Here is a 21,244-nt window from a genome sequence, read left to right on the forward strand (position 1 = left end):
TAGAGCTAAAATAATGTTTTTTGACAACTTGAGGTTTTTATGACAGACAGATAAAAAAAAGGCCCGAAAATTTTCGGGCTCTTTCTTTAAAGTATATTTGGTTAGAATATTCTAGGTTGTTTATTTATAAGCTATTAAGTGGTTCTTTTTATTTCGTTATATAAACATAGTGTTAAATTTAAAATTATCATAATATTTTTTTCAATTATTTTCAACAATTTTAGAAGAATGCCTTTTAACGTATCAAATAAGCATTTATTGTGTTGATAGGAATTTATATTAAAATATAAGATTTTACTTGGTGCAGCAGGTATAATAGATTTTTACCTTACTTTCTTTTTCAGACCAGGCTATATAATTTTTGGTCTCTTTACCTAATCGGTAAATAAAACCATTTAACCTGGTTTTTTTAAGTTCCTCGTAAAATTCTTTATCCGGTACGTTCTCGTCAGGTGTATCAGTTTCATCTACTGCAGGCTCCATAAAGTTCTCATCGTCAAAAAAACGGTTCACTTCATCCTCCAGAAATTTGATCTGGTTTTTCTTTTTGGTAAGATCTATGGTAGCAATATAATTCTTGAATAATTCAGCAGCTTTAATATCTACATCATAAATCTGTTTGCCCTCAAAAGAGTTAATAGAAAATGCCAGATACATATTTTCGGGTTTATCACCCAATATTTGAACCTTAAAGGTGTCAGCTTTTAAAGAGTCACTAAAAGGCTTAGTTACAGATTTAACCAGATCTTTTGCTGCTACATTGTTTTTATCAGTACTGTTACAGGCAATTAAAAGAATAGTGCAGAGAAAAAAGCAGGTTATTAACTGTTTCATACGCCGTTGTTTATTTTAATAAGGTCTTCAGGAGTATCTATAGCAATAGTTTCAATTTCTGTTACTTTGGTTTTGATCCTGTATCCATTTTCTATCCATCTTAATTGTTCCAAATTTTCTGCAAGTTCTAAAGATGAAGGAGCGAGTTTGGTAATTTCCAAAAGAACAGGGTAGGTGTAACCATAAATGCCAATATGTTTGTAAAACTGATGGGTATTTAACCAGTTTTCCTTTTCCTGATTTCTTACATATGGAATGGTTTGCCTGCTAAAATAGGTAGCCTCACCTTTAGTATTAATAACAACCTTAGGGATATTGATATTGAAAAGCTCGTTTTCTGTATGTATTTTTTTTATTAATGTAGCCAGTTGCACATCCTTTTCGATAAAGCAGGAAGCAAGGAGGTCAATCTGTTCCGGATTTATATATGGTTCATCGCCTTGTATATTTATAATTGCATCATAGCCAGAAACAGTAGCAGCTACTTCTGCACAGCGATCTGTACCACTTAAATGAGTACTGGCAGTGAAAATGAACTTACCCCCAAAGCTTTGTACTTCATTAGCAATACGTTCATCGTCGGTTGCCACTATCACTTCCGATAAGCTTTTGGCTTTGCCGGCCTGTTCATAAACCCTTTGGATCATACTTTTTCCTTTGATCTGAACTAAAGGTTTGCCCGGAAAGCGGGTTGAGGCATATCTGGCAGGTATAATTCCAAGAATTTTCATTTAAAATAATCCGTTTATTTCAGCTTCTATAGCTTGTATTATCGTTCCCAGATCTTCAGGGTTGTTGGTAAAATCCAGTTTATCCTTATCAAGAATAAGCAGGTTCCCTAGTTTATAGTCTTTAATCCAGGCTTCATACTTTTCATTTAATTTAGAAAGGTAATCTATTCTGATGCCAGCTTCATATTCTCTGCCGCGGCGCTGGATGTTGTTTACAAGGGTTGGTACAGATGCCCTAAGGTAAACAAGCAAGTCAGGAGGTTTAATGAACGAGGTAACATTGGCAAAAATTGCCTTATAGTTTTGATGATCTCTGGTCGTCATCAATCCCATATCATGCAAATTATCTGCAAAGATATGAGCGTCCTCATATATAGTCCTGTCCTGTATAACGTTTCTGTTAAAGTTCTGTATGTCTACGATTTGCTGAAAACGGCTATTAAGAAAGTAGATTTGAAGATTAAAACTCCACCTTTTCATATCGCTGTAAAAGTCTTCTAGGTAAGGGTTATTATCTACAGCTTCGTACAAAGCTTCCCAACCATAATTCTTAGCAAGTAAGCCGGTTAAAGTGGTTTTTCCGGCTCCTATATTTCCTACTATCGCTATGTGCATATACTTTTATTGAAGATTATTAAGGTAGTTATTTTACCCAATAAGTTAAAATGATTTGAAACCAATTAATTCTCTAACTTCTCTTATCGTTTTTTGTGCGCTTTCTCTTGCTTTTAAAGCGCCATGTATGGCTACCTGACGCAAGTATGAACTATCTTTAGAAAGCTCCTCTATACGTTCACGTATAGGTGTATTAAAAACAATCATATCTTCAGCCAATTGTTTCTTGAAGTCGCCATAACGAATTCCCATTTTATTGTATAATCCGTCAAAATGCTCAAGTGTATCAGCAGGCGAAACAATTTTCATTAAATCAAAAAGATTCTGGATCGCTTCAGGTTTTGTTTGATTTTCTTCTGAAGGCCCACTATCTGTTACTGCACGCGATACTTTTTTACGGATAACTTCAGGACTGTCTGATAAATAGATGCAGTTTCCTTCTCCGCTTGATTTGCTCATTTTTCCATTGCCATCTAATCCGGGTACTTTAACCAGATTTTGTGAATAGTTAAATGCAAAAGCCTCAGGGAAATATTCTGAGTTATATAGCCTGTTAAAGCGGTTCCCAAAAGTACGTGTAAATTCCAGGTGTTGTTCCTGGTCCTTTCCAACCGGTACTTTTGTAGCTTTATGTATCAAAATATCAGCAGCCATTAAGGTAGGGTAGGTTAATAAACCTGCATTAACGTTATCTGGCTGAGATCTTACTTTATCTTTAAATGATGTGCTTCTTTCCAACTCGCCCATATAAGCATTCATATTAAGGTATAAATACAGTTCAGCAACTTCCGGAACATCAGACTGGATATAGATTGTTGTTTCTTCCGGGTCAATTCCGCAGGCAAGGTATTCTACCAGAACATGCCTAACGTAGCCATGCAGATCCTGAGGAGTGGGATGAGTTGTTAAAGAATGAAGATCAGCGATAAAAAAATAGCAGTTGTAATCATACTGCATTTTTACAAAGTTGGTGACTGCACCAAAATAATTTCCTAAGTGTAATTTCCCTGTTGGACGAATGCCACTAACTACCGTTTCTTTCATAGGCCGAAATTAATAAAAAACCGTAATTCGACCTGCTTATAATTTCATTTTTATCCTTATTTCTTTAATTGGCTAATTATTTTCACAGCGCCATTACTTTAATGATTTGAATTCTAAAAATTTGTATGTTTGAATTTAATGATCAAACTTCTCAGACACCTGCACCGCATTTATTCCTTATTTGTTCTTTTTGTATTTTCGGCCTTGTTTTATCCGTTTTATTATCTGGCTTCAAGAAATCCGAAGTATTACGATCTGATGAACAGGCTGCGTAAATGGAACAGCATGATTTGTAGTTTTTTTATAGGATTGGTATATCGGGTTAAGTTCGAGGGAGTTATAAAAAGCGATCAGGCTTATATCTATTGTGCAAATCACACTTCCAATTTTGATATTATGATACTTTGCGTAATTGCAAAGGGGCGCTTTCATTTTATGGGGAAAGAGGAATTGCTGGCTAACCCTGTTTTAAAGCTGTTTTTTAATACTATTGATGTTCCGGTTAAGCGGGAAAGTAAGATATCGGCATTCAGAGCGTTTAAAAAGGCAGGGGATAATCTGGAAAAGGGAATGAGTCTGATTATTTTTCCGGAAGGAAGGATAGAAGATCAGTATCCCCCTAAAACAATCCCGTTTAAGAACGGACCCTTCAGGCTGGCTATTGAAAAAAATATACCTATTGTTCCGGTAAGTATGGTTAATATTTGGAAAAGAATGTGGGATGATGGTTCAAAATATGGAACAAGTCCGGGAATTTGCGATATTTACATCCACAAACCGATAGGTACTGAAGATTTGGGAGTAGATGACTTTGATGTATTAAAGAACCGGGTTTTTGATTTAATAAACAGTAAACTTGCTGATAAATGATTATAGATAAGCAAACCATAAATAAAGTTGCTGATTTAGCCAGAATAGCTATTGAAGATAAAGAAGTTGATACATTGATTGCCGACATGAATAAGATACTTACATTTATGGAGAAGTTAAATGAGTTGGATACAACCGGTGTAAAGCCTTTGGTTTATATGAATCCGGAAGAAAACATTTGGCGAGAGGATGTAGTGAAGCAGGAAATTACAATTGAAGATGGATTGAAGAATGCTGCAAAGCATAACGAAAGCTTCTTCTTTGTTCCTAAAATCATAGAAAAATAAGCTGGGGTGTAACATTAGGGTGTTAAGTGTCATCTAATAAAGAAAAAAATGATGGAAAAAGCATTAATACAAATTACAGAGATAGGCCGTAAATACGTCATAGGTTCAGAGGTTATTCATGCTTTAAAATCAGTTACTCTTGATATTCATAAAGGCGAGTTTGTTGCTTTAATGGGGCCCTCGGGTTCTGGTAAATCAACCCTGATGAACATTTTGGGCTGTTTAGATACTCCAAGTAAAGGAACATACATTCTTAATGGAATTAATGTGAGTCATATGACTGACAATGAACTTGCTGAAGTAAGAAATAAAGAGATTGGGTTTGTATTTCAAACTTTTAACCTTCTGCCTCGTTCAACATCTTTAGATAATGTTGCCTTGCCACTAATTTACGCCGGGGCTTCTAAAAAGGAACGCGATGAGCGTGCTCAGCTAGCTTTAGAAAACGTAGGTCTTGGTAACAGGATTACCCATAAACCTAATGAACTTTCCGGAGGGCAGCGCCAACGTGTAGCTGTTGCCAGGGCATTAATTAATAATCCATCAATTATATTGGCCGATGAGCCTACAGGTAACCTGGATACCAAAACATCAATAGAGATTATGGGCTTGCTTGAGGATATTCATAGTAAGGGAAACACCATTATTCTGGTCACTCACGAAGAGGATATTGCACAGCATGCACACCGTATTGTGCGTATGCGTGATGGTCTGGTTGAGAAAGACTATAAGAACGAAGATATTAAAACCGTATCACCACGACTTAGTAACCTGGAGAAAATAGGTAGTGATTTTGAGAAAATAGTATAATATTCTTGATGAAGATATATACCAGAACCGGTGATAAGGGATTAACTTCATTGATTGGGGGTACCCGCGTCCCAAAATTCCATTTGCGTATCGAATGTTATGGTACGGTTGATGAGCTTAATTCTTACATAGGTTTAATCATGTGCCATGATATTGATAAGCATCACCAGGAAACACTAAAGCAAATTCAGGACAGGTTATTCACAGTAGGTGCTTCTTTAGCTGCAGATCCTGAAAAGTCAAGAATGAAAATACCTGATCTTCATGAAAGCGACATTACATTGCTTGAAGAAGAAATAGATGGTATGAACGAAATATTGCCAGAATTAAAGCATTTTATATTGCCGGGTGGAAACACCGTGGTTTCTTATTGTCATATAGCCAGATGCATTTGCCGACGTGCAGAGCGTTTAACGGTACATTTGGCGACAGAGAGCTTTGTTGACGAAAAAATGACTATTTATTTAAACCGTTTAAGCGATTATTTATTTGTTTTGGCACGAAAACTGAATTTGGATGCTGGAACGGAAGAAAATATATGGCTTCCGCGGCTTTAAAAAAAGTAAAAAAAAAGTTTGTTTTGCTCAGGTTTTTTAATATACTTTTGCGAATAAATTTGAATAACTTAATAGTAAAGAAATATGTATTGGACTTTAGAACTCGCATCGCATTTGGAAGACGCTCCATGGCCTGCAACAAAAGATGAATTGATAGATTATGGTATACGATCTGGAGCACCTGTAGAGGTGATAGAAAATTTACAAGCTTTGGAAGATGATGGGGAACCATATGAGACCATAGAAGAAATATGGCCAGATTATCCTACTAAGGACGATTTCTTCTTTAATGAAGACGAATATTAACCATAACTAATAAAAAAGAAAGGCCCCCGCATACCGGGGCCTTTCTTTTTTGGAACGATGATTGTTCATGAATTGTCATGGAAGTGTTTAACACAACCTGAAATCTATCTAAAACATACACCTAAAATTAAACGTTATGGGAAATCTACTTTATCTTGTTGCCGTAGTATTAGTAATACTGTGGATCATTGGCTTCTTCTTTAATGGTTTCGGTCCAAATGTTGGTGGCTTAATCCACATTTTATTAGTTATTGCTGTTATTGCAATTATTCTTAAAGTTATCAATAGAGCAGCATAATAGGTTCTGGTTTTGGTCGGTGAGGGTGCCAACGAAATTTATAAGTACGCTCACCGATTCAATAGAATCCCTATGGAGTTGATTTCCTGTTTTTAAGAAAAACAGAGGCAATTTCAAGATCCTCCGGATAGGTGATTTTTATGTTTACTCTTTCTCCTTCAATCAGATTAATCTCGAAACCCGAATGTTCAGCAACTGAAGCATCGTCTGTAAACTCATTCCTGAATGGCTTTTCATAAGATTTTCTTAAAATATCCAGGTTAAAGGTTTGGGGCGTTTGTATCAAAGCAACCTCATTTCTGTTTAGCGATTCACTTTTTTGATTGCCTGTCAATCTTCTAATAGAATCTGTTGGAGTGATGCCTACAACGCAATTGCCTTTTTCTTCGGCTATTTCAAATGATTTTGATATAAGTTCGGAAGATATCAGAGGCCTTACGGCATCATGCACGGCTACAATTCCTTTACCTTTAATGGCTTTTAAGCCGTTTTTTACAGAATGAAATCGTTGTTCACCACCTTTTATTACTTGATGTGGTATAGCACATTTGTAAGTGCTGCAAAGCTCTTCCCAGTAGGTGTGTTGGTGTATATTAAGTACTAAAAGTATTTCGGGGCTTAATGAGCATTGATGAAATGCTTCCAGTGTATGCATTAACACTGGCTTGCCATCTAATAATAGAAACTGTTTCGCTATAGCATTTTGCATTCTGTTACCAGAACCACCTGCAACTAAAATGGCGTAGTATTTCATAAGAATTAGATATTAGTAGGTAGTATTTAGTACATAGTAATTACTATGTACTAAATAAGCACTAAATGATTAACATAGCATCGCCATAGCTATAAAAGCGATATTTTTCTTTTAAAGCCACTTCATAAGCATGTCTAACATAGTCGAAACCGCCAAATGCACTTACCATCATCAATAGAGTGGATTCAGGAGTATGGAAGTTTGTGATCATTGAGTTAGCAATGCTGAAATCATAAGGAGGGAAGATGAATTTACTAGTCCAGTCGTTAGCCGCCTTAAGTGTTCTGTTCGAAGAAACTGCTGATTCTATTGCACGCATAGAGGTAGTTCCCACGGCGCAAACTCTTCTTTTATCTTCAATAGCTTTATTTACAATATCTGCGTCTTTTTGCTCAATAATGAACTGTTCCGAGTCCATTTTGTGTTTAGTTAAATCTTCAACCTCTACAGATCTAAAAGTACCTAAACCAACGTGTAATGTAACTTCTGCAAAGTTAATACCTTTTAATTCCAGGCGTTTCATTAGTTCTCTGCTAAAGTGCAAGCCAGCAGTAGGGGCAGCAACTGCACCTTCATGTTTTGCAAAAATAGTTTGATAACGTTCTTTATCCTGAGCGGTAGCTTTACGTTTAATGTATTTTGGAAGTGGAGTTTCACCAAGAATTTCGATGTTTTTTCTGAACTCTTCATCAGTTCCGTCAAATAAGAAACGAATGGTACGTCCGCGTGAAGTTGTATTGTCTACAACCTCAGCAACTAATAAATCGTCATCACCAAAGTATAATTTGTTTCCAACACGGATTTTACGGGCCGGATCAACCAAAACATCCCATAAGCGTAATTCTTTGTTCAGTTCACGTAATAAGAAGACTTCAATTGTAGCACCTGTTTTTTCCTTGTTTCCGTATAAACGGGCAGGGAAAACTTTGGTGTTGTTCAATATCATTACATCCTTATCATCAAAATAACCTAAAATATCCTTAAATATTTTATGTTCAATTTTGCCACTATCCTTGTGCAAAACCATTAAACGGGCTTCGTCCCTTTGTTCTGAAGGATTATTGGCAACTAATGATTCAGGTAGATTAAACTTAAATTGAGATAACTTCATATTTTTCGATGTGATAATTAAGGGCGCAAATTTACAAAATATAATCTTCTTTTTTGCAAATAACTTACATCCAGATAAACAAGATAGATTTTAATCATAAACATAAATGTATTTTTTATATTATATAATGTTTTTCTGTAACCTTTTTGGTTAGTTTTGGTCTAAACATTAATTATGATCATTCTCAAACTAATAGGCGAAAGTTTTCGATTTGCATTTGATGCTCTCCGCCAAAATAAGCTTCGCACCATGCTTTCCTTATTGGGGATCACCATTGGTATTTTTGCAATCATATTTGTGTTTTCTGCCGCTGATACTTTTAGAAGTAAATTGCAGGCAAGTATAGATAAACTGGGCTCTAAAACCATATTTGTTCAGAAATGGCCATGGGGAGGCTTTGGCGATTATCCCTGGTGGAAATATGTGAACAGACCAGAACCATCACTTAGAGATTATGAGTTGCTTAGAGATCGCCTGGAGCATGCAGAAGGATTGTCGTATGAGATTTGGGCTAATGAGCGTACAATAAAATACAGGAGTAATTCTGTAGAAGGGGTTGGTATTAGGGCTGCCTCTCAGGATTTTAATAAAACATGGACCCTGGATTTTCAGGAGGGAAGATATTTTACCGATAATGAAGGAAGGGCAGGTTCTCCTGTTGTTCTTATAGGTGCCCTTGTTGCCGAGGGTTTATTTAACGGACAACCTGCTATTGGTAAATCTATTATAGTTATGGGCCGAAAATTAAACGTGGTCGGTGTTTTCAAAAAGGAAGGTGAGGATATTTTGGGGATGTCGCAAGATAAAAATATTGTAATGCCTTTGAATTTTGCTAAAGGTATAATGGATATTGAAAGTGACAGATACGACCCCTCAATTACGGTAAGGGGTTATGAGCATATTGCACTTGATGAAATTGAAAGTGAAATAAAAGGGACAATGCGTTCAATAAGAAGGCTAAGACCAGGTGTTGAGGATGATTTTTCTTTGAATAAGAGTACCATTGCATCTAATCAGCTAGATACGATGTTTGGAATGGTTGATTTAGCAGGATGGGTTATAGGTGGCTTCTCTATTCTTGTTGGGGGCTTTGGTATTGCAAATATTATGTTTGTTTCAGTTAAGGAACGTACCAATATTATAGGTATCCAGAAATCACTGGGGGCTAAGAACTATTTTATTATGCTTCAGTTTTTATTTGAAGCAATAGCGCTGTGTTTGCTTGGAGGATTGCTGGGATTGCTCCTCGTTTACCTGGCAACTTTGGCTGCCAGTGCCGCCGGATTTGAAATGATCTTGTTCATGAAGAACATTATGCTGGGGATAGGTGTGTCTGTTATTATAGGTACTATATCGGGTTTTTGGCCGGCGTATGCGGCGTCTAGGCTGGATCCTGTAGAAGCAATTCGCTCGTAATATGACTTCATTTTTGCTTAAAAACTAAGCATTACTACTCAAAGGCTGGAATCCTTTGCGCTGAAGAAGCACAAAATTTCCTATGCCTTTTCCTAGAAGGCTTAGTTTTTAAATATGGTGCTTCAGCATAAACTCGCTAGTCCAATAAATATTAAGTCATTTGGATAAATATTTATGGACTGCGTTATCATTCTTTATTTGTAGTACAATTGATTTTTGAATCGTTTTGCTAGCAGGCCAGTTGCTTTATTGGGATCGATGTCGGCAAAAATTACTCCACTTGTTCCGTAGTTCTGATAAGCATTAAGTGTTCCATCAGGATTAATTATTGAAGTTGCCGACTCCATATATTTGGAGGCATAGTTTACACTTGCAAAATAGATTGTATTTTCAATAGAGCGCATGATCATTGCTTTTTCATAATATGGGTTGTTCATGCTACCCCATTCTGTAGGTAGTTTCCCATTTTCTTTATCTTCAGTAAATTGGGGGTGAAACACAATTGATGCTCCATTTTGTGCTGCCCACCTTACCGATTCAGGATATCGAAAACCTTCATGGCAAATGGTGATCCCAAACTTTACTCCGTTTACCTCAAAGATTTGTCTTTCAGTACCGGGAATCCAAATATTATCTTCTGATGGATCAAGTTGATTTTTGGTCTGATATCCAAGGGTTTTGCCGTCAGATGATATCACAAAGGCAAGGTTTTGCAGGCCTGAGGAGCCATGCCAGTCCATGGGAATAATAATAGCGATAGAATGAATTCGGGCAATATCACAAACGCGATTTAAGGCAGCTTTTAAAGATTCAGCACTTTGATCTGAAGGTGCATATCCCATTCCAAGATATCCGGGCAAATAAGATTCTGGGAAGCAAATAATTTCTGCCTGGCGCTTAGAAGCATCCTTAACCAGTTTTTCTAAATTCGCTAATCCTTCGGCTAAGGAATTAGGTATTGGTGGCGATGCTAAGGCAACTTTCATATTGGTATTTAGTTTTTGTTCGGCTGATGAGCATTTTGATCTTTACTAAATTATGTAATTAGCCAAATACCGTGGTAGCTTTTCTATTGTTATTTTCTAATATCTCCGTGAGAAATCTGGAAAAACAAATGAGGGCTATTCCATTGTTGGAATAGCCCTCATTGTTATAGTCAGTGTCTAAATACTAATATCTATGTACTAGATACTAACTTAATTTAGCCAAAGCCGCTTTTATTCTTGTAACTGCATCAATAAGTTTGTCTTCAGCAGCAGCGTAAGAAATCCTGATACAATCGTTATTTCCAAATGCTTCGCCGGTTACAGTAGATACGTGAGCTTCGTTAAGTAAGTATAAGCTTAGGTCTTCTGCACTGTTGATAGTTTGAGTGCCGTCAGTTTTGCCGAAGTAAGATTTTATTTCAGGGAAGAAATAGAAAGCACCATCAGGAAGGTTTACATTAACCCCCGGAATTTCTTTTAACAAGGCGTAAACAATATCTCTGCGTTTTTTGAACTCACCAACCATTTCATTTACAGTTTCTAAACCTCCCTGGTAAGCTGCTAAAGCTGCACGTTGAGCAATAGAAGACGTACCTGAAGTGATTTGACCTTGTAATTTATCGCAAGCATTTGCAATTTCTTTATTTGCAGCCATGTAACCAACTCTCCAGCCAGTCATAGCATAAGATTTAGAGAAGCCATTGATCAAAATTACTCTGTCTTTGATAGAATCAAATTCCGCAATTGAAGCATGCTTACCAACAAAGTTGATGTGCTCATAAATCTCATCAGAAATGATATAGATGTTTGGATGTTTTTCAAAAACAGCTACTAAATCAGCTAATTCTTCTTTGCTGTATACAGATCCCGTAGGGTTGCATGGCGAAGAGAACATGAACAATTTAGTTTTAGGAGTAATTACAGCTTCTAATTGAGCTCCAGTAATTTTAAAGTTGTTTTCGACTGTTGCATTGATGAATACGGTTTCGCCTTCACCAAGTTTAATCATTTCGGAGTACGATACCCAGTAAGGAGTAGGAACAATGACCTCATCTCCTGGATCAACTAAACACATTACAGCATTTGCAAGTGATTGTTTAGCTCCTGTAGAAACCACAATCTGATCAAAACTGTAGTTTAATCCATTTTCTCTCAATAACTTTTCTGCAACTGCCTTACGTAGTTCAGGATAACCAGAAACCGGAGTGTAGTATGAGTAATTCTCATCTACGGCGGTCTTTGCAGCCTCCTTAACAAACTCTGGTGTAAAGAAGTCTGGCTCACCAAAGCTTAGGTTAATAACGTCTATTCCTTTTGCGGATAGCTCTCTGCCTAACTTAGCCATTTTAATTGTCTGTGACTCAGATAGGTTATTGATTCTTTTGGATAAAAATGTCATAATAATTTGTGCGTGGGCAAATTTAATTTTGTGCAACAACAAATATATGAACCTCACTGAATTATAAACTAAAAAAAATACTTTTTAATATAATTCAATAGTGAAACTGTATTTTTGGTGGCTAATCTCGATATAGTGCAGCCTAAAAAAAAAGCGATACTTCTTTCTCTATGCGTTAGTATAGTGCTTATGCTGGCAAAATTTGTAGCCTATTTCATTACTCAGTCTAACGCAATTTTAACCGATGCTTTAGAAAGTATTGTAAATGTACTGGCCAGTAGTTTTGCATTTTACAGCATCTATCTGGCCACCATTCCTAAAGATCAGAACCATCCGTATGGCCACGGTAAAGTAGAGTTCTTTTCGGCCTTCCTGGAGGGTACTTTAATCACCATAGCCGGACTGATCATCATCTTCAAATCTACTTACGATTTAATTTATCCTAAGCCAATTTATCAGCTTTTTGAAGGAGCCGGTATCATTGGAGCTACCGGAATTGTAAACTTAATAATTGGTTATTACCTGATCAATGTTGGGAAGAAAGAGAATTCAATTACCCTCGAAGCTGATGGTAAACACTTACTTACTGATTCCATTACAAGTGCCGGTTTGGTTGTTGGCATAATTTTAATACAGCTTACCCGGATTTATTGGCTGGATAGTGCAGTTTCTATTCTGCTTGGCTTGTACATCATTTTTAATGGATACAAGCTTACCAGGCGCTCGGTAGGTGGACTGATGGACGAAAGTAATATTGAACTTGTAAAGAACATTATTGAAATTTTACAGAAGAACCGTAAGGAAGCCTGGATTGATGTGCATAACCTAAGGGCACAGCAATATGGCGCCGATCTGCATGTAGACTGCCACGTTACCCTTCCTTATTATTTTGATCTGAATCGTGTTCATCAGGAAATTTCAAGTATCGATAAGCTTATAAATGGCAATGGAAACTGCAAAACGGAACTGTTTATTCATGCAGATCCTTGTTTGCCTGCCTGCTGTAATTATTGTGAGATGAAGGATTGTCCGGTACGGGAAGAGGCCTTTAGAGGTGAGATTGAATGGACAATTGAAAATGCCACTAAAAATCAAAAACATTTTGATCAATGAGTTATTTTAATGTAAGAGTATACGGCTTACTAATTAATGCTGAAAACCAGGTGCTGATTAGCGACGAGCAATCGGGCGACAGGATATTCAGTAAATTTCCAGGCGGCGGACTGGAGTTGGGCGAAGGGCTGATAGATGCACTTAAACGCGAGTTTATGGAAGAGTGCAATGCCGAAATTGAAGTGCTCAATCACCTTTACACTACAGACTTCTATGAGCAGTCATCTTTTAACGACAGTCAGATTTTAAGCATTTATTACACCGTAAAAGCATTGCACCCCTTAGCTTTGAATTTTAAAACTGAAGTGTTCGATTTTGATGAAAACACCCTGCAATCATTTAGATGGGTTGATCTGCAGGATCTTAAAACAGACCATGTAACTTTTAAAACAGATAAAACTGTAGTAGAACTATTAATTAAACAAAGAAACCAATGAGTTTAGCTGAAAGGGATAAAAAAGTAATCTGGCATCCATATACGCAAATGAAAGATGCAGCACCACATATCCCAATTATAAGAGGAGAAGGTGTTTACTTATTTGATGAAACCGGCAAGCGCTATATTGATGCTGTTTCCAGCTGGTGGGTTACCATTCATGGGCACTCGAACCCTCATATTGCCGCAAAAGTTGCAGCTCAGTTAACCACTTTAGAGCATGTAATATTTGCAGGCTTTACACATGAGCCGGCCGTACAGCTTGCAGAGCGCTTGTTGCCATTATTGCCGGGTAAGCAAGAAAAAGTGTTTTATAGCGATAACGGATCTACAGCAGTAGAGGTGGCTATTAAAATGTGTTTGCAATATTGGGTTAATACTACCAAGCAGCCCCGCACTAAAATTATTGCATTTAAAGAGGCTTATCATGGTGATACTTTTGGCGCAATGTCTGTAAGTGGCCGCAGTATTTTTACTGATCCTTTTGCTTCATTGTTGTTTGATGTAGAGTTTATAGATCTGCCAAATGAACAAAATATAGAGCAGCTCAAATCAAAGATCAATTATCTTTCTAACGAAGTAGCCTGTTTTATATTTGAACCTATGGTTTTAGGTGCCGGAGGGATGCTAATGTACGAAGCTCAATACCTGGACCAGCTAATAGAAACCTGTCAGAAACATGGAATACTGACCATTGCTGATGAGGTTATGACCGGTTTTGGGCGTACTGGTAAGTACTTCTCTTGCGAAGCACTAAATACCCGTCCGGATATTTTTTGTTTGTCTAAGGGGCTTACAGGTGGCACTATGCCTATGGGGATAACTACATGTAACAAAAAAATATTTGATGCTTTCTGGAGCGATGATAAACTCAAAACCTTATATCATGGCCATTCGTTTACTGCAAATCCGGTAACTTGCGCAGCATCATTGGCTAGCCTTGATATTTTGTTAAATCCAGAAACGCTTAAAAACATTCAAAGGGTAGTAGCTAAGCACGAAACATTTGCTTTACGGATAAAGGGACACCCAAAACTTAAAGATGTTAGGCAGGCAGGAACCATACTGGTGATGGAATGGGAAACAGGCACTGATACTTCTTATTTAAGTGGGTTAAGGAATCAGCTGTATGACTATTTTCTGGATAGGGGTATTATTATGAGGCCGCTTGGTAATATTATTTACATTTTAGCTCCATATGTAATCAGTAACGAAGATCTGGACTATATTTACCAAGCTATTATTGAAGCACTAAACGATATATAAAGGTAGCCTGCTACCGGCTATATTTTATTAATAAAAATAGTAATGAACATTAAAACGATTTTAGAGAGCATTGTAAGTGATAACCTTTTGCATGCCAAATGGTTAAATACCTTATCATATATGGAAAATGCAGGTGCCAAAAAAATCTCTGCGTCTGAGCATAAAGAAAACGTAAATCTTATTATTCTTAAGCATGCCGCCGAGGAACATCGCCACGCTTATTATTTAAAAAAGCAGCTTGGTAAATTAGAGGGTGATCTTTGCAAAACCTATACTAATAGCGAGTTGTTGGCTCCTAACGATACCAAATTCTATTTAAACGCCTTAGATGTAGCAGTTTGCCGTTACCTGAAACAGCATTTTAATTTAAGCGGATATGAACTAAAGTTTGCAGCTTATCTTTTTGTAACCTATGCAATTGAAGTGCGTGCAGATGAGCTGTATCCCATTTATCAGGATGTTTTAACCGCTGCTAGCAGTAAAGTAACCGTTAAATCGATTATTTTGGAAGAAGAAGGGCACCTGGAAGAAATGTTGAACCAGCTTAAAAGTTTTGATGAGGATTGGGAAAAACATGCTGAAATAGTGATCAAAATTGAACAGGATATGTTCAATTCATGGATGAATAATCTTGGTAAGCAATTACTTAATTAGGCTTTTATAGCTATAACCTTAGCCGGGGTGATGGCATAAAAGCAATCACCCTGCTCCGCATCTAATATTTTCAACCCCGTAAAAACACTAAAAGCAGGTATTATAGCGCAATGCTTTCCAAAGTAAAAACAAGGAAACTTTAATTGCTGCTTAGCCTTGCCGTAAATAATTACCCCGGGGTGTATGTGTCCCGTTATGCTGTAATATTCATCTGGTTCAACAGGCCTATCATGAATAAACCTAAAGGGCCAAAGCAACAGCTCTTTCTGGTGTACCTCTATGTCTAAAGCCTCATAATCTTCATTCTTTAGCGTATCATGATTTCCTTTTATCAGGATAACTTTAAGGTTCGCAAAGCGCTGTCGCCAGTGCATAAAGCCATTTGCATCACTGTTAATGTTATTGTGGAACATATCACCTGTAACAATCAGGGTATCAGGATTAAATTCAAACATAAGTGCAGTTAATCTTTGCAGGTCTGTCTGGTTTACCAGGTTGGGAACCTGTATGCCCGATTTTCTGAAATGGGCAGATTTGCCAATATGCAAGTCACTAATGATGAGCATTTTTTTTACAGGCCAGTATATAGCCCTTTCCTTACTTAATATCAGTTGCTCGCCTTTACAGTCAATAATCATTGTGTTGCTTTTTTTCTTTTTACCTGTACTCTTTTTTCTGTTTCCGAAGTCATCCTCTCAATGCGCTGGCTTAGCTCTTCGCTGCTCATGTTATCCCTTAAACTGTCAACTTTTATAGGGAAACACAGTGGTGTATAACGATCAGTCTTTACCACAACAATCTTGCTGGCTTGTATGCGGTGTAGTGCTGCGGCCAGTCTAGGCTCTTCAATCTGCTGATAAAACGCCTCATCGTACGACTGGCGCAATAATAAGTTATGTTTATCATAATCGCTAAAAACATTGAAAAATAACGACGATGATGATTGTAAATGTTTATTGGCAACATATTTTCCGGGATATCCCTGAAAAACCAGTCCCGATATGCAGGCAATATCCCTGAACTTTCGTCTTGCCATTTCTGTTGCATTAATGCTGGCTACAATGTCGTCGGTAAGGTTTAAAGGACTAAAAAGGTCTTTTATGACGTTTTCTTCCAGAGGGATGGGCTGCTCACTAAGCAATTCAAAGCCATAGTCGTTCATGGCAATAGAAAGGCTTATGGGCTGTACACGGCCAAGTCGGTAGGCTATTAATGCAGCCATTATTTCATGAACCTGCCTGCCCTCAAAAGGATAAGCAAAGAAATGATAGCCATCTTTAGTATTGATCAGTTCAATTAAAAATTCGTCACTTTTAGGAACGTGCGATACCTTTGCCTGGCGTTCAAACAGCGGCAATATAAAATCAAGCTCCTCATCACTGTGCTGTTTATCCAGCGTTTCATTGTATTTTTTTCTGAGTACACTGCCAAGGTTGGCAGTTAGCGACATGCGGCCACCCATCCAGCTGGGGCTAATGGCCTGTTTCAGTTTACTCTTTCTAACCAGCACTGTCATTTCCTTTACCATAATAAATTCAAGTACCCTGCCGGCAAGGGTAAAACTGCTGCCGGGTTTCATCCTGGATATGAAAGATTCTTCAATCATCCCTATATAGCCTCCGGTAAGATATTTTACTTTAAGCATTGCATCACTAACTATTATGCCTATGTGCAGGCGATGGCGCATTGCTATCTGCCTGTTTTCTACTTTCCAAAGTCCATCTGTGCTTTTGTTTACTTTACTAAACTCATTATAAGCTGTTAAACTATCTCCACCTGTAGTAATAAATTGCATAATCCAATTCCATTCCTGTGGTAATATTTCTTTAAAAGCATGTGTTTGCTTAATCTCAAAATAGATCTTTTCGTCGTCGAACCCGTCACCTACGGCCAGGGTAACCAGGTATTGGATCAGCGTATCAAACGACATCACTATAGGCTCTCTGCTTTCAATATCTTCAGTCTTTGCAGCTTCCTTAATTGCTGCGGCTTCTACAAGTTCCAGTGCATGGGTAGGTAAAAAATAGATTTTAGAAGTTTCATTTGGCGAGTGGCCGCTACGCCCGGCGCGCTGTAAAAATCTGGCCACACCCTTTGGTGATCCTATCTGCACCACCGTGTCTACAGGCTTAAAATCAACACCCAGATCTAATGAAGAGGTGCAAACCACCGCCTTTAGCACTCCTGAGTGCAGTGCATCTTCAATCCAGTTTCTTAACTCATAATCTATAGAACCATGATGAATGGCAAGCAAACCTGCAAGGTTCTCATCCTGGGCAAGCAAGGTCTGGTACCATAGTTCGGCCTGCCCCCGTGTATTGGTAAATATTAAAGTGGTTTTACTCTTGTTAATAATTGGGATCAGTTTGTTGGCTAGTTTATGGCCTAAGTGACCTGCCCAGGGCAGCATGTCTATATGATCTGGTAGTATTGATTTAATAACGATTTTCTTTTTAATATCAGATTTTATTATGGCTTTAAGCAGATCAGTATAGGGTACCAGTACCTCCATAGCCTGTTCCATATTGCCAATTGTTGCCGAGATTCCCCAAATTCTCAATAGCCTTTCCGGATGCTGTTCCTGTAGCAGGCCTTTAATTCTTGAAATGGCCAGTTCAGCCATTACCCCTCGTTTACTGCCCAGCAGTTCGTGCCATTCATCAGCAACTATACATTGTAACTGATCAAAGTAATTAAAGGTGCTTTTCTGTGCCAGCAATAAGTGCATGCTTTCAGGAGTAATAATCAGCACTTCTGGCATTTGTTTTTTCTGCTTAAGCTTTTCACTTTGTGGCGTATCTCCATTTCTAACGCCCACTATCCAGTCCAGTTGCAATTCATCACAAACCTCGCGCATGGCACGTGCCAGATCTTTGGCTAAAGATCGGAGAGGTGTTATCCAGATCAGTTTTAATCCCGTCTTGGTTTTGCTTTTAAGTGCTTTGGTTTTCAGTTCAGCTCTTTTGTTTAACTCATCAATTACTACAGCTAAAAATATAGAATAGGTTTTGCCAAATCCGGTAGGGGCGTTTACCAGTCCGCTATAACCTTCGGCGTAATGCTGCCATGCGTCGGTCTGAAACTTAAAAGGCCTTTTTTTATTAAGTTTTAGCCAGTTTATTACCTGTTTATACCCCTTGCTATTTTCCAGTATCATAAAGTAGATTGTAATAATTGCCTAAGGTCGTCAAGCGTATTTATCTCATCGGCCTTTTTGTCTTTTCTCCACCTGGCAATTCGTGGAAACCTTAATGCCAATCCTGCTTTGTGCCTTTTACTTTCGGCTATACCTTCAAAAGCTATTTCAAACACCAGTTCAGGCTTTACCGTGCGTACGGGACCAAACTTCTCCAGGGCATTTTTTTTCACAAAACTATCTACTTCTTTAATTTCAGCATCAGTTAAACCAGAGTAAGCTTTGGCAACAGTAATTAATTGATCGCCATCCTTTACCGCAAAGGTATAATCTGTAAAGAAGTTCGCCCTGCGGCCACTTCCTTTTTGCGCATAAATCATTACCGTATCAACAGTATAAGGGTTTATTTTCCATTTCCACCAATCGCCACGTTTTCTTCCGGAGTGATATGATGAATCTAGCTTTTTTAGCATAATACCTTCGCTATTAATGGCTCTTGAACCTTCTCTTAGCTCTGCCAGTTCCGCCCAGTTACTGAAAATAACAACGGGCGACAATGCTACAATACCCTGATCTGCTAATTGGCTAATGGTTTGTTCAAGCAATTTTCTGCGGTTTGCAAGTGGTTCTTCCCTTAAATCACGGCCTTTATGTTCAAGAAGGTCGTATGTGTAAAAACCTATTGGGGCGTCATTAAGCTGGGTTTTATTGATAGTTTTTCTATTTAGTCTTTGTTGTAGTATGCTAAAAGCCTGTATTTTGCTATCCTTTACTGAAAGTATTTCTCCATCCAGTACGGTGCCATCCGGTAATTCAGTAGCCAGAAAATGAAGCTCAGGAAACTGATCTGTTACGAGTTCTTCGCCACGCGACCATATGAACAATTCCCCATTCCGCTTAATAATTTGTCCGCGAATACCGTCCCATTTCCATTCGGCCTGCCACTCGCCTGGCTCGCCCAGACCAGAAGGTTCAGCTTCCAAAGCGTAAGCCAAGCAAAAGGGATAGGGCCAGGAGTTGTCGGTATTTACGTGAGTACCTGCAATAAGGTCATTATAGGAGATGTCTGCAGCCTCCCATTTACCCATAATACTGTGCATTATTTTGCTGCTATCAGTGCTGCTTTGTTTTTCCAGTGCATTTACAAGCATCTTGTTGGATACACCTATTCTAAAATTTCCCGAAATGAGCTTATTAAATATAAACCGTTCCCTTGTTTCTAAACTGTTCCAGGCGTTCACAATAAAGGTTTTTTTATGGCTGTCCTCTTGTCCATTTAATAAAGCCAGGTCCTTTATCCATTCATGTAATTTACGATTAGAGATCTGAGCAGGTGGAGGTAGTATAAGCGCAATAGTTTCGCTTAAGTCGCCCACGTTATGATAACTTTCTGTAAATAGCCATTCGGGTAGCCTACTCAGTTCAATAGCCCACAGCTTAATTAAAGCAGTACTTACCGGGCGTTTAGGGCGTTTGCCGGTAAACATGGCTATTACGTACGGTTTATCCAGGTCGTCAGCTTCATTGAAATAGTCTACAAGGGCGGCAATTTTATCGTTTGTTTTGTTACTTGTTTCAAGCTGTTGTATCAATTCTGCAAAGCGTTTCACGATTTTTCCTCCTCCTCTTCATTCCCGTATTGGGTTTTTACCTCTTCAGATTCAATGCCTATTTCATTCAGGTATTTAGAGAAGGTAGCTGTATAGCCGTGGGTTATAAATACTTTCTCTGCCCGGGTAGCTTTAATGGCCGATAATAAGCCTGGCCAATCGGCATGATCGCTTAATGCGAAACCTGCATCAGCACTTTGCCATCTCCGGCCAGCCCTAACCTGCATCCAGCCGGAGCATACTGCGGTAGCCGGATTTGTTAACGATTTTATCCATTTACCATCTGCAAGGGCTGGTGGTACAATAATAATTCCTTTTTGCAGGTCTTCTTTTTTAGTTTCGGGGCTAATCCTGATGGTTTGAGGCAAATTTATACCTGCATTTATAAAGCCTTCATTTAAATTTGCAATAGAGCTGTGCACAAATATATCTTCATAACCTGCTAACCCTTTTATAAGCCTTTGGGCCTTGCCCAGGCTATAGGCCATTAGTACCGAAGTTTTGTTCTTGTCCTTATTTCCTGATACCCAATCTTTAATCTGATCGAAAACCTGATGCTGGGGCTGCCATTTATAAATAGGCAAACCAAAAGTGCTTTCAGAAACAAAAGTATGGCACTTCACAGGCTCAAATGGGGTACTTATTCCATCGTATTCTACTTTATAATCGCCGGATATTACACATACCTCGCCTTTATATTCAAGCCTTATCTGGGCTGAGCCTATAACATGCCCTGCCGGAAACAGGCTTAATTTAACTCCATTAATGGTAATTTGCTTATAGTATGGCAAGGTTTGTATATTCAGGTCGGGGCCTAACCTATGGTTAAGAATTGACTTTGTAAGGTCATGACATAAATAGGCTTTATTACCCCATTTTACGTGATCTGAATGCCCATGAGTGGTTACCGCGTAGTTAACGGGGTTCCATGGGTCAATATAAAAATCACCTTGTGTACAATAAATACCCTTGCTTGTAAATTTAATTAATGCCATGTGGTAATAAACAAAA

The 21,244-nt window shown here is 38.0% G+C and carries 23 protein-coding genes; 11 read left to right on the plus strand and 12 right to left on the minus strand.

The window, feature by feature from the left end; translation table 11 throughout:
• Window positions 1-294 precede the first annotated feature (294 nt).
• Genes CPT03_RS04945 through trpS form a run of 4 tightly spaced genes read right to left on the minus strand, consistent with a single transcriptional unit; the run spans window position 295 to window position 3,224 of the window.
• Window positions 295-834 (minus strand): hypothetical protein, encoded by a 540-nt coding sequence (locus tag CPT03_RS04945; protein WP_099437801.1) that lies wholly within the window; start codon window positions 832-834, stop codon window positions 295-297.
• Entirely contained in the window at window positions 831-1,565 is a 735-nt protein-coding gene (kdsB, locus tag CPT03_RS04950; protein ID WP_099437802.1) for a 3-deoxy-manno-octulosonate cytidylyltransferase, read from the minus strand. Before kdsB ends, CPT03_RS04945 begins: the two co-directional genes overlap by 4 nt.
• The gene (locus CPT03_RS04955; RefSeq protein WP_099437803.1) at window positions 1,566-2,180 is read right to left on the minus strand and encodes a deoxynucleoside kinase; all 615 of its coding nucleotides are present in this window, start codon (window positions 2,178-2,180) and stop codon (window positions 1,566-1,568) included. It lies immediately after the preceding gene.
• A gap of 45 nt (window positions 2,181-2,225) precedes the next feature.
• A complete protein-coding gene (trpS, locus tag CPT03_RS04960; protein ID WP_099437804.1) occupies window positions 2,226-3,224 on the minus strand; it encodes a tryptophan--tRNA ligase in 999 nt (332 codons plus the stop codon).
• Window positions 3,225-3,362: 138 nt separating this feature from the next.
• Between trpS and CPT03_RS04965 the strand changes: the two genes are divergently transcribed.
• The 6 genes from CPT03_RS04965 (at window position 3,363) to CPT03_RS22765 (ending at window position 6,352) form a co-directional block, all read left to right on the plus strand.
• Window positions 3,363-4,094 (plus strand): lysophospholipid acyltransferase family protein, encoded by a 732-nt coding sequence (locus CPT03_RS04965; RefSeq protein ID WP_099437805.1) that lies wholly within the window; start codon window positions 3,363-3,365, stop codon window positions 4,092-4,094.
• A complete protein-coding gene (gatC, locus tag CPT03_RS04970; protein WP_099437806.1) occupies window positions 4,091-4,381 on the plus strand; it encodes an Asp-tRNA(Asn)/Glu-tRNA(Gln) amidotransferase subunit GatC in 291 nt (96 codons plus the stop codon). Before CPT03_RS04965 ends, gatC begins: the two co-directional genes overlap by 4 nt.
• Before the next feature lie 51 nt (window positions 4,382-4,432).
• Complete coding sequence (locus CPT03_RS04975) at window positions 4,433-5,191, plus strand: ABC transporter ATP-binding protein (RefSeq protein WP_172954214.1); 759 nt, start codon at window positions 4,433-4,435, stop codon at window positions 5,189-5,191.
• An 8-nt stretch (window positions 5,192-5,199) separates the two neighbouring features.
• Window positions 5,200-5,748, plus strand: coding sequence for a cob(I)yrinic acid a,c-diamide adenosyltransferase (locus CPT03_RS04980; protein WP_099437808.1), 549 nt, complete (start codon window positions 5,200-5,202; stop codon window positions 5,746-5,748).
• A gap of 84 nt (window positions 5,749-5,832) precedes the next feature.
• Window positions 5,833-6,054: a DUF2795 domain-containing protein gene (locus tag CPT03_RS04985; protein ID WP_008240955.1), complete on the plus strand. Its 222-nt coding sequence runs from the start codon at window positions 5,833-5,835 to the stop codon at window positions 6,052-6,054.
• A gap of 136 nt (window positions 6,055-6,190) precedes the next feature.
• Window positions 6,191-6,352 carry a lmo0937 family membrane protein gene (locus tag CPT03_RS22765; protein ID WP_152542334.1) on the plus strand — a complete coding sequence of 54 codons (162 nt, stop codon included), beginning with the start codon at window positions 6,191-6,193 and terminating at the stop codon, window positions 6,350-6,352.
• Between the two features lie 70 nt (window positions 6,353-6,422).
• Here the strand turns inward: CPT03_RS22765 and CPT03_RS04990 are convergent, their stop codons facing one another.
• On the minus strand, window positions 6,423-7,106 hold the full coding sequence (locus CPT03_RS04990) for a 2-C-methyl-D-erythritol 4-phosphate cytidylyltransferase (protein ID WP_099437809.1): 684 nt from the start codon (window positions 7,104-7,106) through the stop codon (window positions 6,423-6,425).
• 61 nt (window positions 7,107-7,167) lie between these two features.
• A complete protein-coding gene (gene queA / locus CPT03_RS04995; protein WP_099437810.1) occupies window positions 7,168-8,217 on the minus strand; it encodes a tRNA preQ1(34) S-adenosylmethionine ribosyltransferase-isomerase QueA in 1,050 nt (349 codons plus the stop codon).
• 174 nt (window positions 8,218-8,391) lie between these two features.
• Here queA and CPT03_RS05000 point away from each other — a divergent pair, with 174 nt between their 5' ends.
• Window positions 8,392-9,633, plus strand: a complete 1,242-nt coding sequence (locus CPT03_RS05000) for an ABC transporter permease (RefSeq protein WP_099437811.1) — start codon at window positions 8,392-8,394, stop codon at window positions 9,631-9,633.
• 194 nt (window positions 9,634-9,827) lie between these two features.
• On the opposite strand, the gene CPT03_RS05005 is transcribed toward CPT03_RS05000, so the two are convergent.
• Window positions 9,828-10,619: a carbon-nitrogen hydrolase family protein gene (locus CPT03_RS05005; protein WP_099437812.1), complete on the minus strand. Its 792-nt coding sequence runs from the start codon at window positions 10,617-10,619 to the stop codon at window positions 9,828-9,830.
• Window positions 10,620-10,824: 205 nt separating this feature from the next.
• Complete coding sequence (locus tag CPT03_RS05010; protein WP_172954138.1) at window positions 10,825-12,018, minus strand: pyridoxal phosphate-dependent aminotransferase; 1,194 nt, start codon at window positions 12,016-12,018, stop codon at window positions 10,825-10,827.
• 189 nt (window positions 12,019-12,207) lie between these two features.
• On the opposite strand from CPT03_RS05010, the gene CPT03_RS05015 reads away from it, so the two are divergent.
• Genes CPT03_RS05015 through CPT03_RS05030 form a run of 4 tightly spaced genes read left to right on the plus strand, consistent with a single transcriptional unit; the run spans window position 12,208 to window position 15,487 of the window.
• Window positions 12,208-13,131 carry a cation diffusion facilitator family transporter gene (locus CPT03_RS05015; protein WP_245869977.1) on the plus strand — a complete coding sequence of 308 codons (924 nt, stop codon included), beginning with the start codon at window positions 12,208-12,210 and terminating at the stop codon, window positions 13,129-13,131.
• Window positions 13,128-13,568 carry an NUDIX domain-containing protein gene (locus CPT03_RS05020; RefSeq protein ID WP_099437814.1) on the plus strand — a complete coding sequence of 147 codons (441 nt, stop codon included), beginning with the start codon at window positions 13,128-13,130 and terminating at the stop codon, window positions 13,566-13,568. Before CPT03_RS05015 ends, CPT03_RS05020 begins: the two co-directional genes overlap by 4 nt.
• Window positions 13,565-14,833 carry an adenosylmethionine--8-amino-7-oxononanoate transaminase gene (gene bioA, locus CPT03_RS05025; RefSeq protein ID WP_099437815.1) on the plus strand — a complete coding sequence of 423 codons (1,269 nt, stop codon included), beginning with the start codon at window positions 13,565-13,567 and terminating at the stop codon, window positions 14,831-14,833. The genes CPT03_RS05020 and bioA overlap by 4 nt, the downstream gene beginning before the upstream one ends.
• A 42-nt stretch (window positions 14,834-14,875) precedes the next feature.
• Complete coding sequence (locus tag CPT03_RS05030; protein ID WP_099437816.1) at window positions 14,876-15,487, plus strand: hypothetical protein; 612 nt, start codon at window positions 14,876-14,878, stop codon at window positions 15,485-15,487.
• Here the strand turns inward: CPT03_RS05030 and pdeM are convergent.
• The 4 genes from pdeM to CPT03_RS05050 are packed head-to-tail and all read right to left on the minus strand — an operon-like array spanning window position 15,484 to window position 21,228.
• Complete coding sequence (gene pdeM / locus CPT03_RS05035) at window positions 15,484-16,125, minus strand: ligase-associated DNA damage response endonuclease PdeM (protein WP_099437817.1); 642 nt, start codon at window positions 16,123-16,125, stop codon at window positions 15,484-15,486. The two genes, CPT03_RS05030 and pdeM, sit on opposite strands and share 4 nt — an antisense overlap.
• Window positions 16,122-18,644, minus strand: a complete 2,523-nt coding sequence (locus CPT03_RS05040) for a ligase-associated DNA damage response DEXH box helicase (protein WP_099437818.1) — start codon at window positions 18,642-18,644, stop codon at window positions 16,122-16,124. The genes pdeM and CPT03_RS05040 overlap by 4 nt, the downstream gene beginning before the upstream one ends.
• Window positions 18,641-20,233 (minus strand): ATP-dependent DNA ligase, encoded by a 1,593-nt coding sequence (locus CPT03_RS05045; RefSeq protein ID WP_099437819.1) that lies wholly within the window; start codon window positions 20,231-20,233, stop codon window positions 18,641-18,643. The genes CPT03_RS05040 and CPT03_RS05045 overlap by 4 nt, the downstream gene beginning before the upstream one ends.
• Complete coding sequence (locus tag CPT03_RS05050) at window positions 20,230-21,228, minus strand: ligase-associated DNA damage response exonuclease (RefSeq protein ID WP_099437820.1); 999 nt, start codon at window positions 21,226-21,228, stop codon at window positions 20,230-20,232. The genes CPT03_RS05045 and CPT03_RS05050 overlap by 4 nt, the downstream gene beginning before the upstream one ends.
• Window positions 21,229-21,244 lie beyond the last annotated feature (16 nt).

Source organism: Pedobacter ginsengisoli, from assembly GCF_002736205.1.
GTDB classification, from domain to species: Bacteria; Bacteroidota; Bacteroidia; order Sphingobacteriales; family Sphingobacteriaceae; genus Pedobacter; species Pedobacter ginsengisoli_A.

Coding starts and splice junctions, on each gene's coding strand:
- CPT03_RS05015 (WP_245869977.1), top strand. CDS start 12,208: ATGCTGGCAAAATTTGTAGCCTATTTCATTACTCAGTCTAACGCAATT.
- queA (WP_099437810.1), bottom strand. CDS start 8,217: ATGAAGTTATCTCAATTTAAGTTTAATCTACCTGAATCATTAGTTGCC.
- CPT03_RS05000 (WP_099437811.1), top strand. CDS start 8,392: ATGATCATTCTCAAACTAATAGGCGAAAGTTTTCGATTTGCATTTGAT.
- CPT03_RS05020 (WP_099437814.1), top strand. CDS start 13,128: ATGAGTTATTTTAATGTAAGAGTATACGGCTTACTAATTAATGCTGAA.
- CPT03_RS05010 (WP_172954138.1), bottom strand. CDS start 12,018: ATGACATTTTTATCCAAAAGAATCAATAACCTATCTGAGTCACAGACA.
- CPT03_RS05030 (WP_099437816.1), top strand. CDS start 14,876: ATGAACATTAAAACGATTTTAGAGAGCATTGTAAGTGATAACCTTTTG.
- CPT03_RS04980 (WP_099437808.1), top strand. CDS start 5,200: ATGAAGATATATACCAGAACCGGTGATAAGGGATTAACTTCATTGATT.
- CPT03_RS04965 (WP_099437805.1), top strand. CDS start 3,363: ATGATCAAACTTCTCAGACACCTGCACCGCATTTATTCCTTATTTGTT.
- trpS (WP_099437804.1), bottom strand. CDS start 3,224: ATGAAAGAAACGGTAGTTAGTGGCATTCGTCCAACAGGGAAATTACAC.
- CPT03_RS05050 (WP_099437820.1), bottom strand. CDS start 21,228: ATGGCATTAATTAAATTTACAAGCAAGGGTATTTATTGTACACAAGGT.
- CPT03_RS04990 (WP_099437809.1), bottom strand. CDS start 7,106: ATGAAATACTACGCCATTTTAGTTGCAGGTGGTTCTGGTAACAGAATG.
- CPT03_RS04945 (WP_099437801.1), bottom strand. CDS start 834: ATGAAACAGTTAATAACCTGCTTTTTTCTCTGCACTATTCTTTTAATT.
- CPT03_RS04985 (WP_008240955.1), top strand. CDS start 5,833: ATGTATTGGACTTTAGAACTCGCATCGCATTTGGAAGACGCTCCATGG.
- CPT03_RS22765 (WP_152542334.1), top strand. CDS start 6,191: ATGGGAAATCTACTTTATCTTGTTGCCGTAGTATTAGTAATACTGTGG.
- bioA (WP_099437815.1), top strand. CDS start 13,565: ATGAGTTTAGCTGAAAGGGATAAAAAAGTAATCTGGCATCCATATACG.
- CPT03_RS04955 (WP_099437803.1), bottom strand. CDS start 2,180: ATGCACATAGCGATAGTAGGAAATATAGGAGCCGGAAAAACCACTTTA.
- gatC (WP_099437806.1), top strand. CDS start 4,091: ATGATTATAGATAAGCAAACCATAAATAAAGTTGCTGATTTAGCCAGA.
- kdsB (WP_099437802.1), bottom strand. CDS start 1,565: ATGAAAATTCTTGGAATTATACCTGCCAGATATGCCTCAACCCGCTTT.
- CPT03_RS05040 (WP_099437818.1), bottom strand. CDS start 18,644: ATGATACTGGAAAATAGCAAGGGGTATAAACAGGTAATAAACTGGCTA.
- pdeM (WP_099437817.1), bottom strand. CDS start 16,125: ATGATTATTGACTGTAAAGGCGAGCAACTGATATTAAGTAAGGAAAGG.
- CPT03_RS04975 (WP_172954214.1), top strand. CDS start 4,433: ATGGAAAAAGCATTAATACAAATTACAGAGATAGGCCGTAAATACGTC.
- CPT03_RS05005 (WP_099437812.1), bottom strand. CDS start 10,619: ATGAAAGTTGCCTTAGCATCGCCACCAATACCTAATTCCTTAGCCGAA.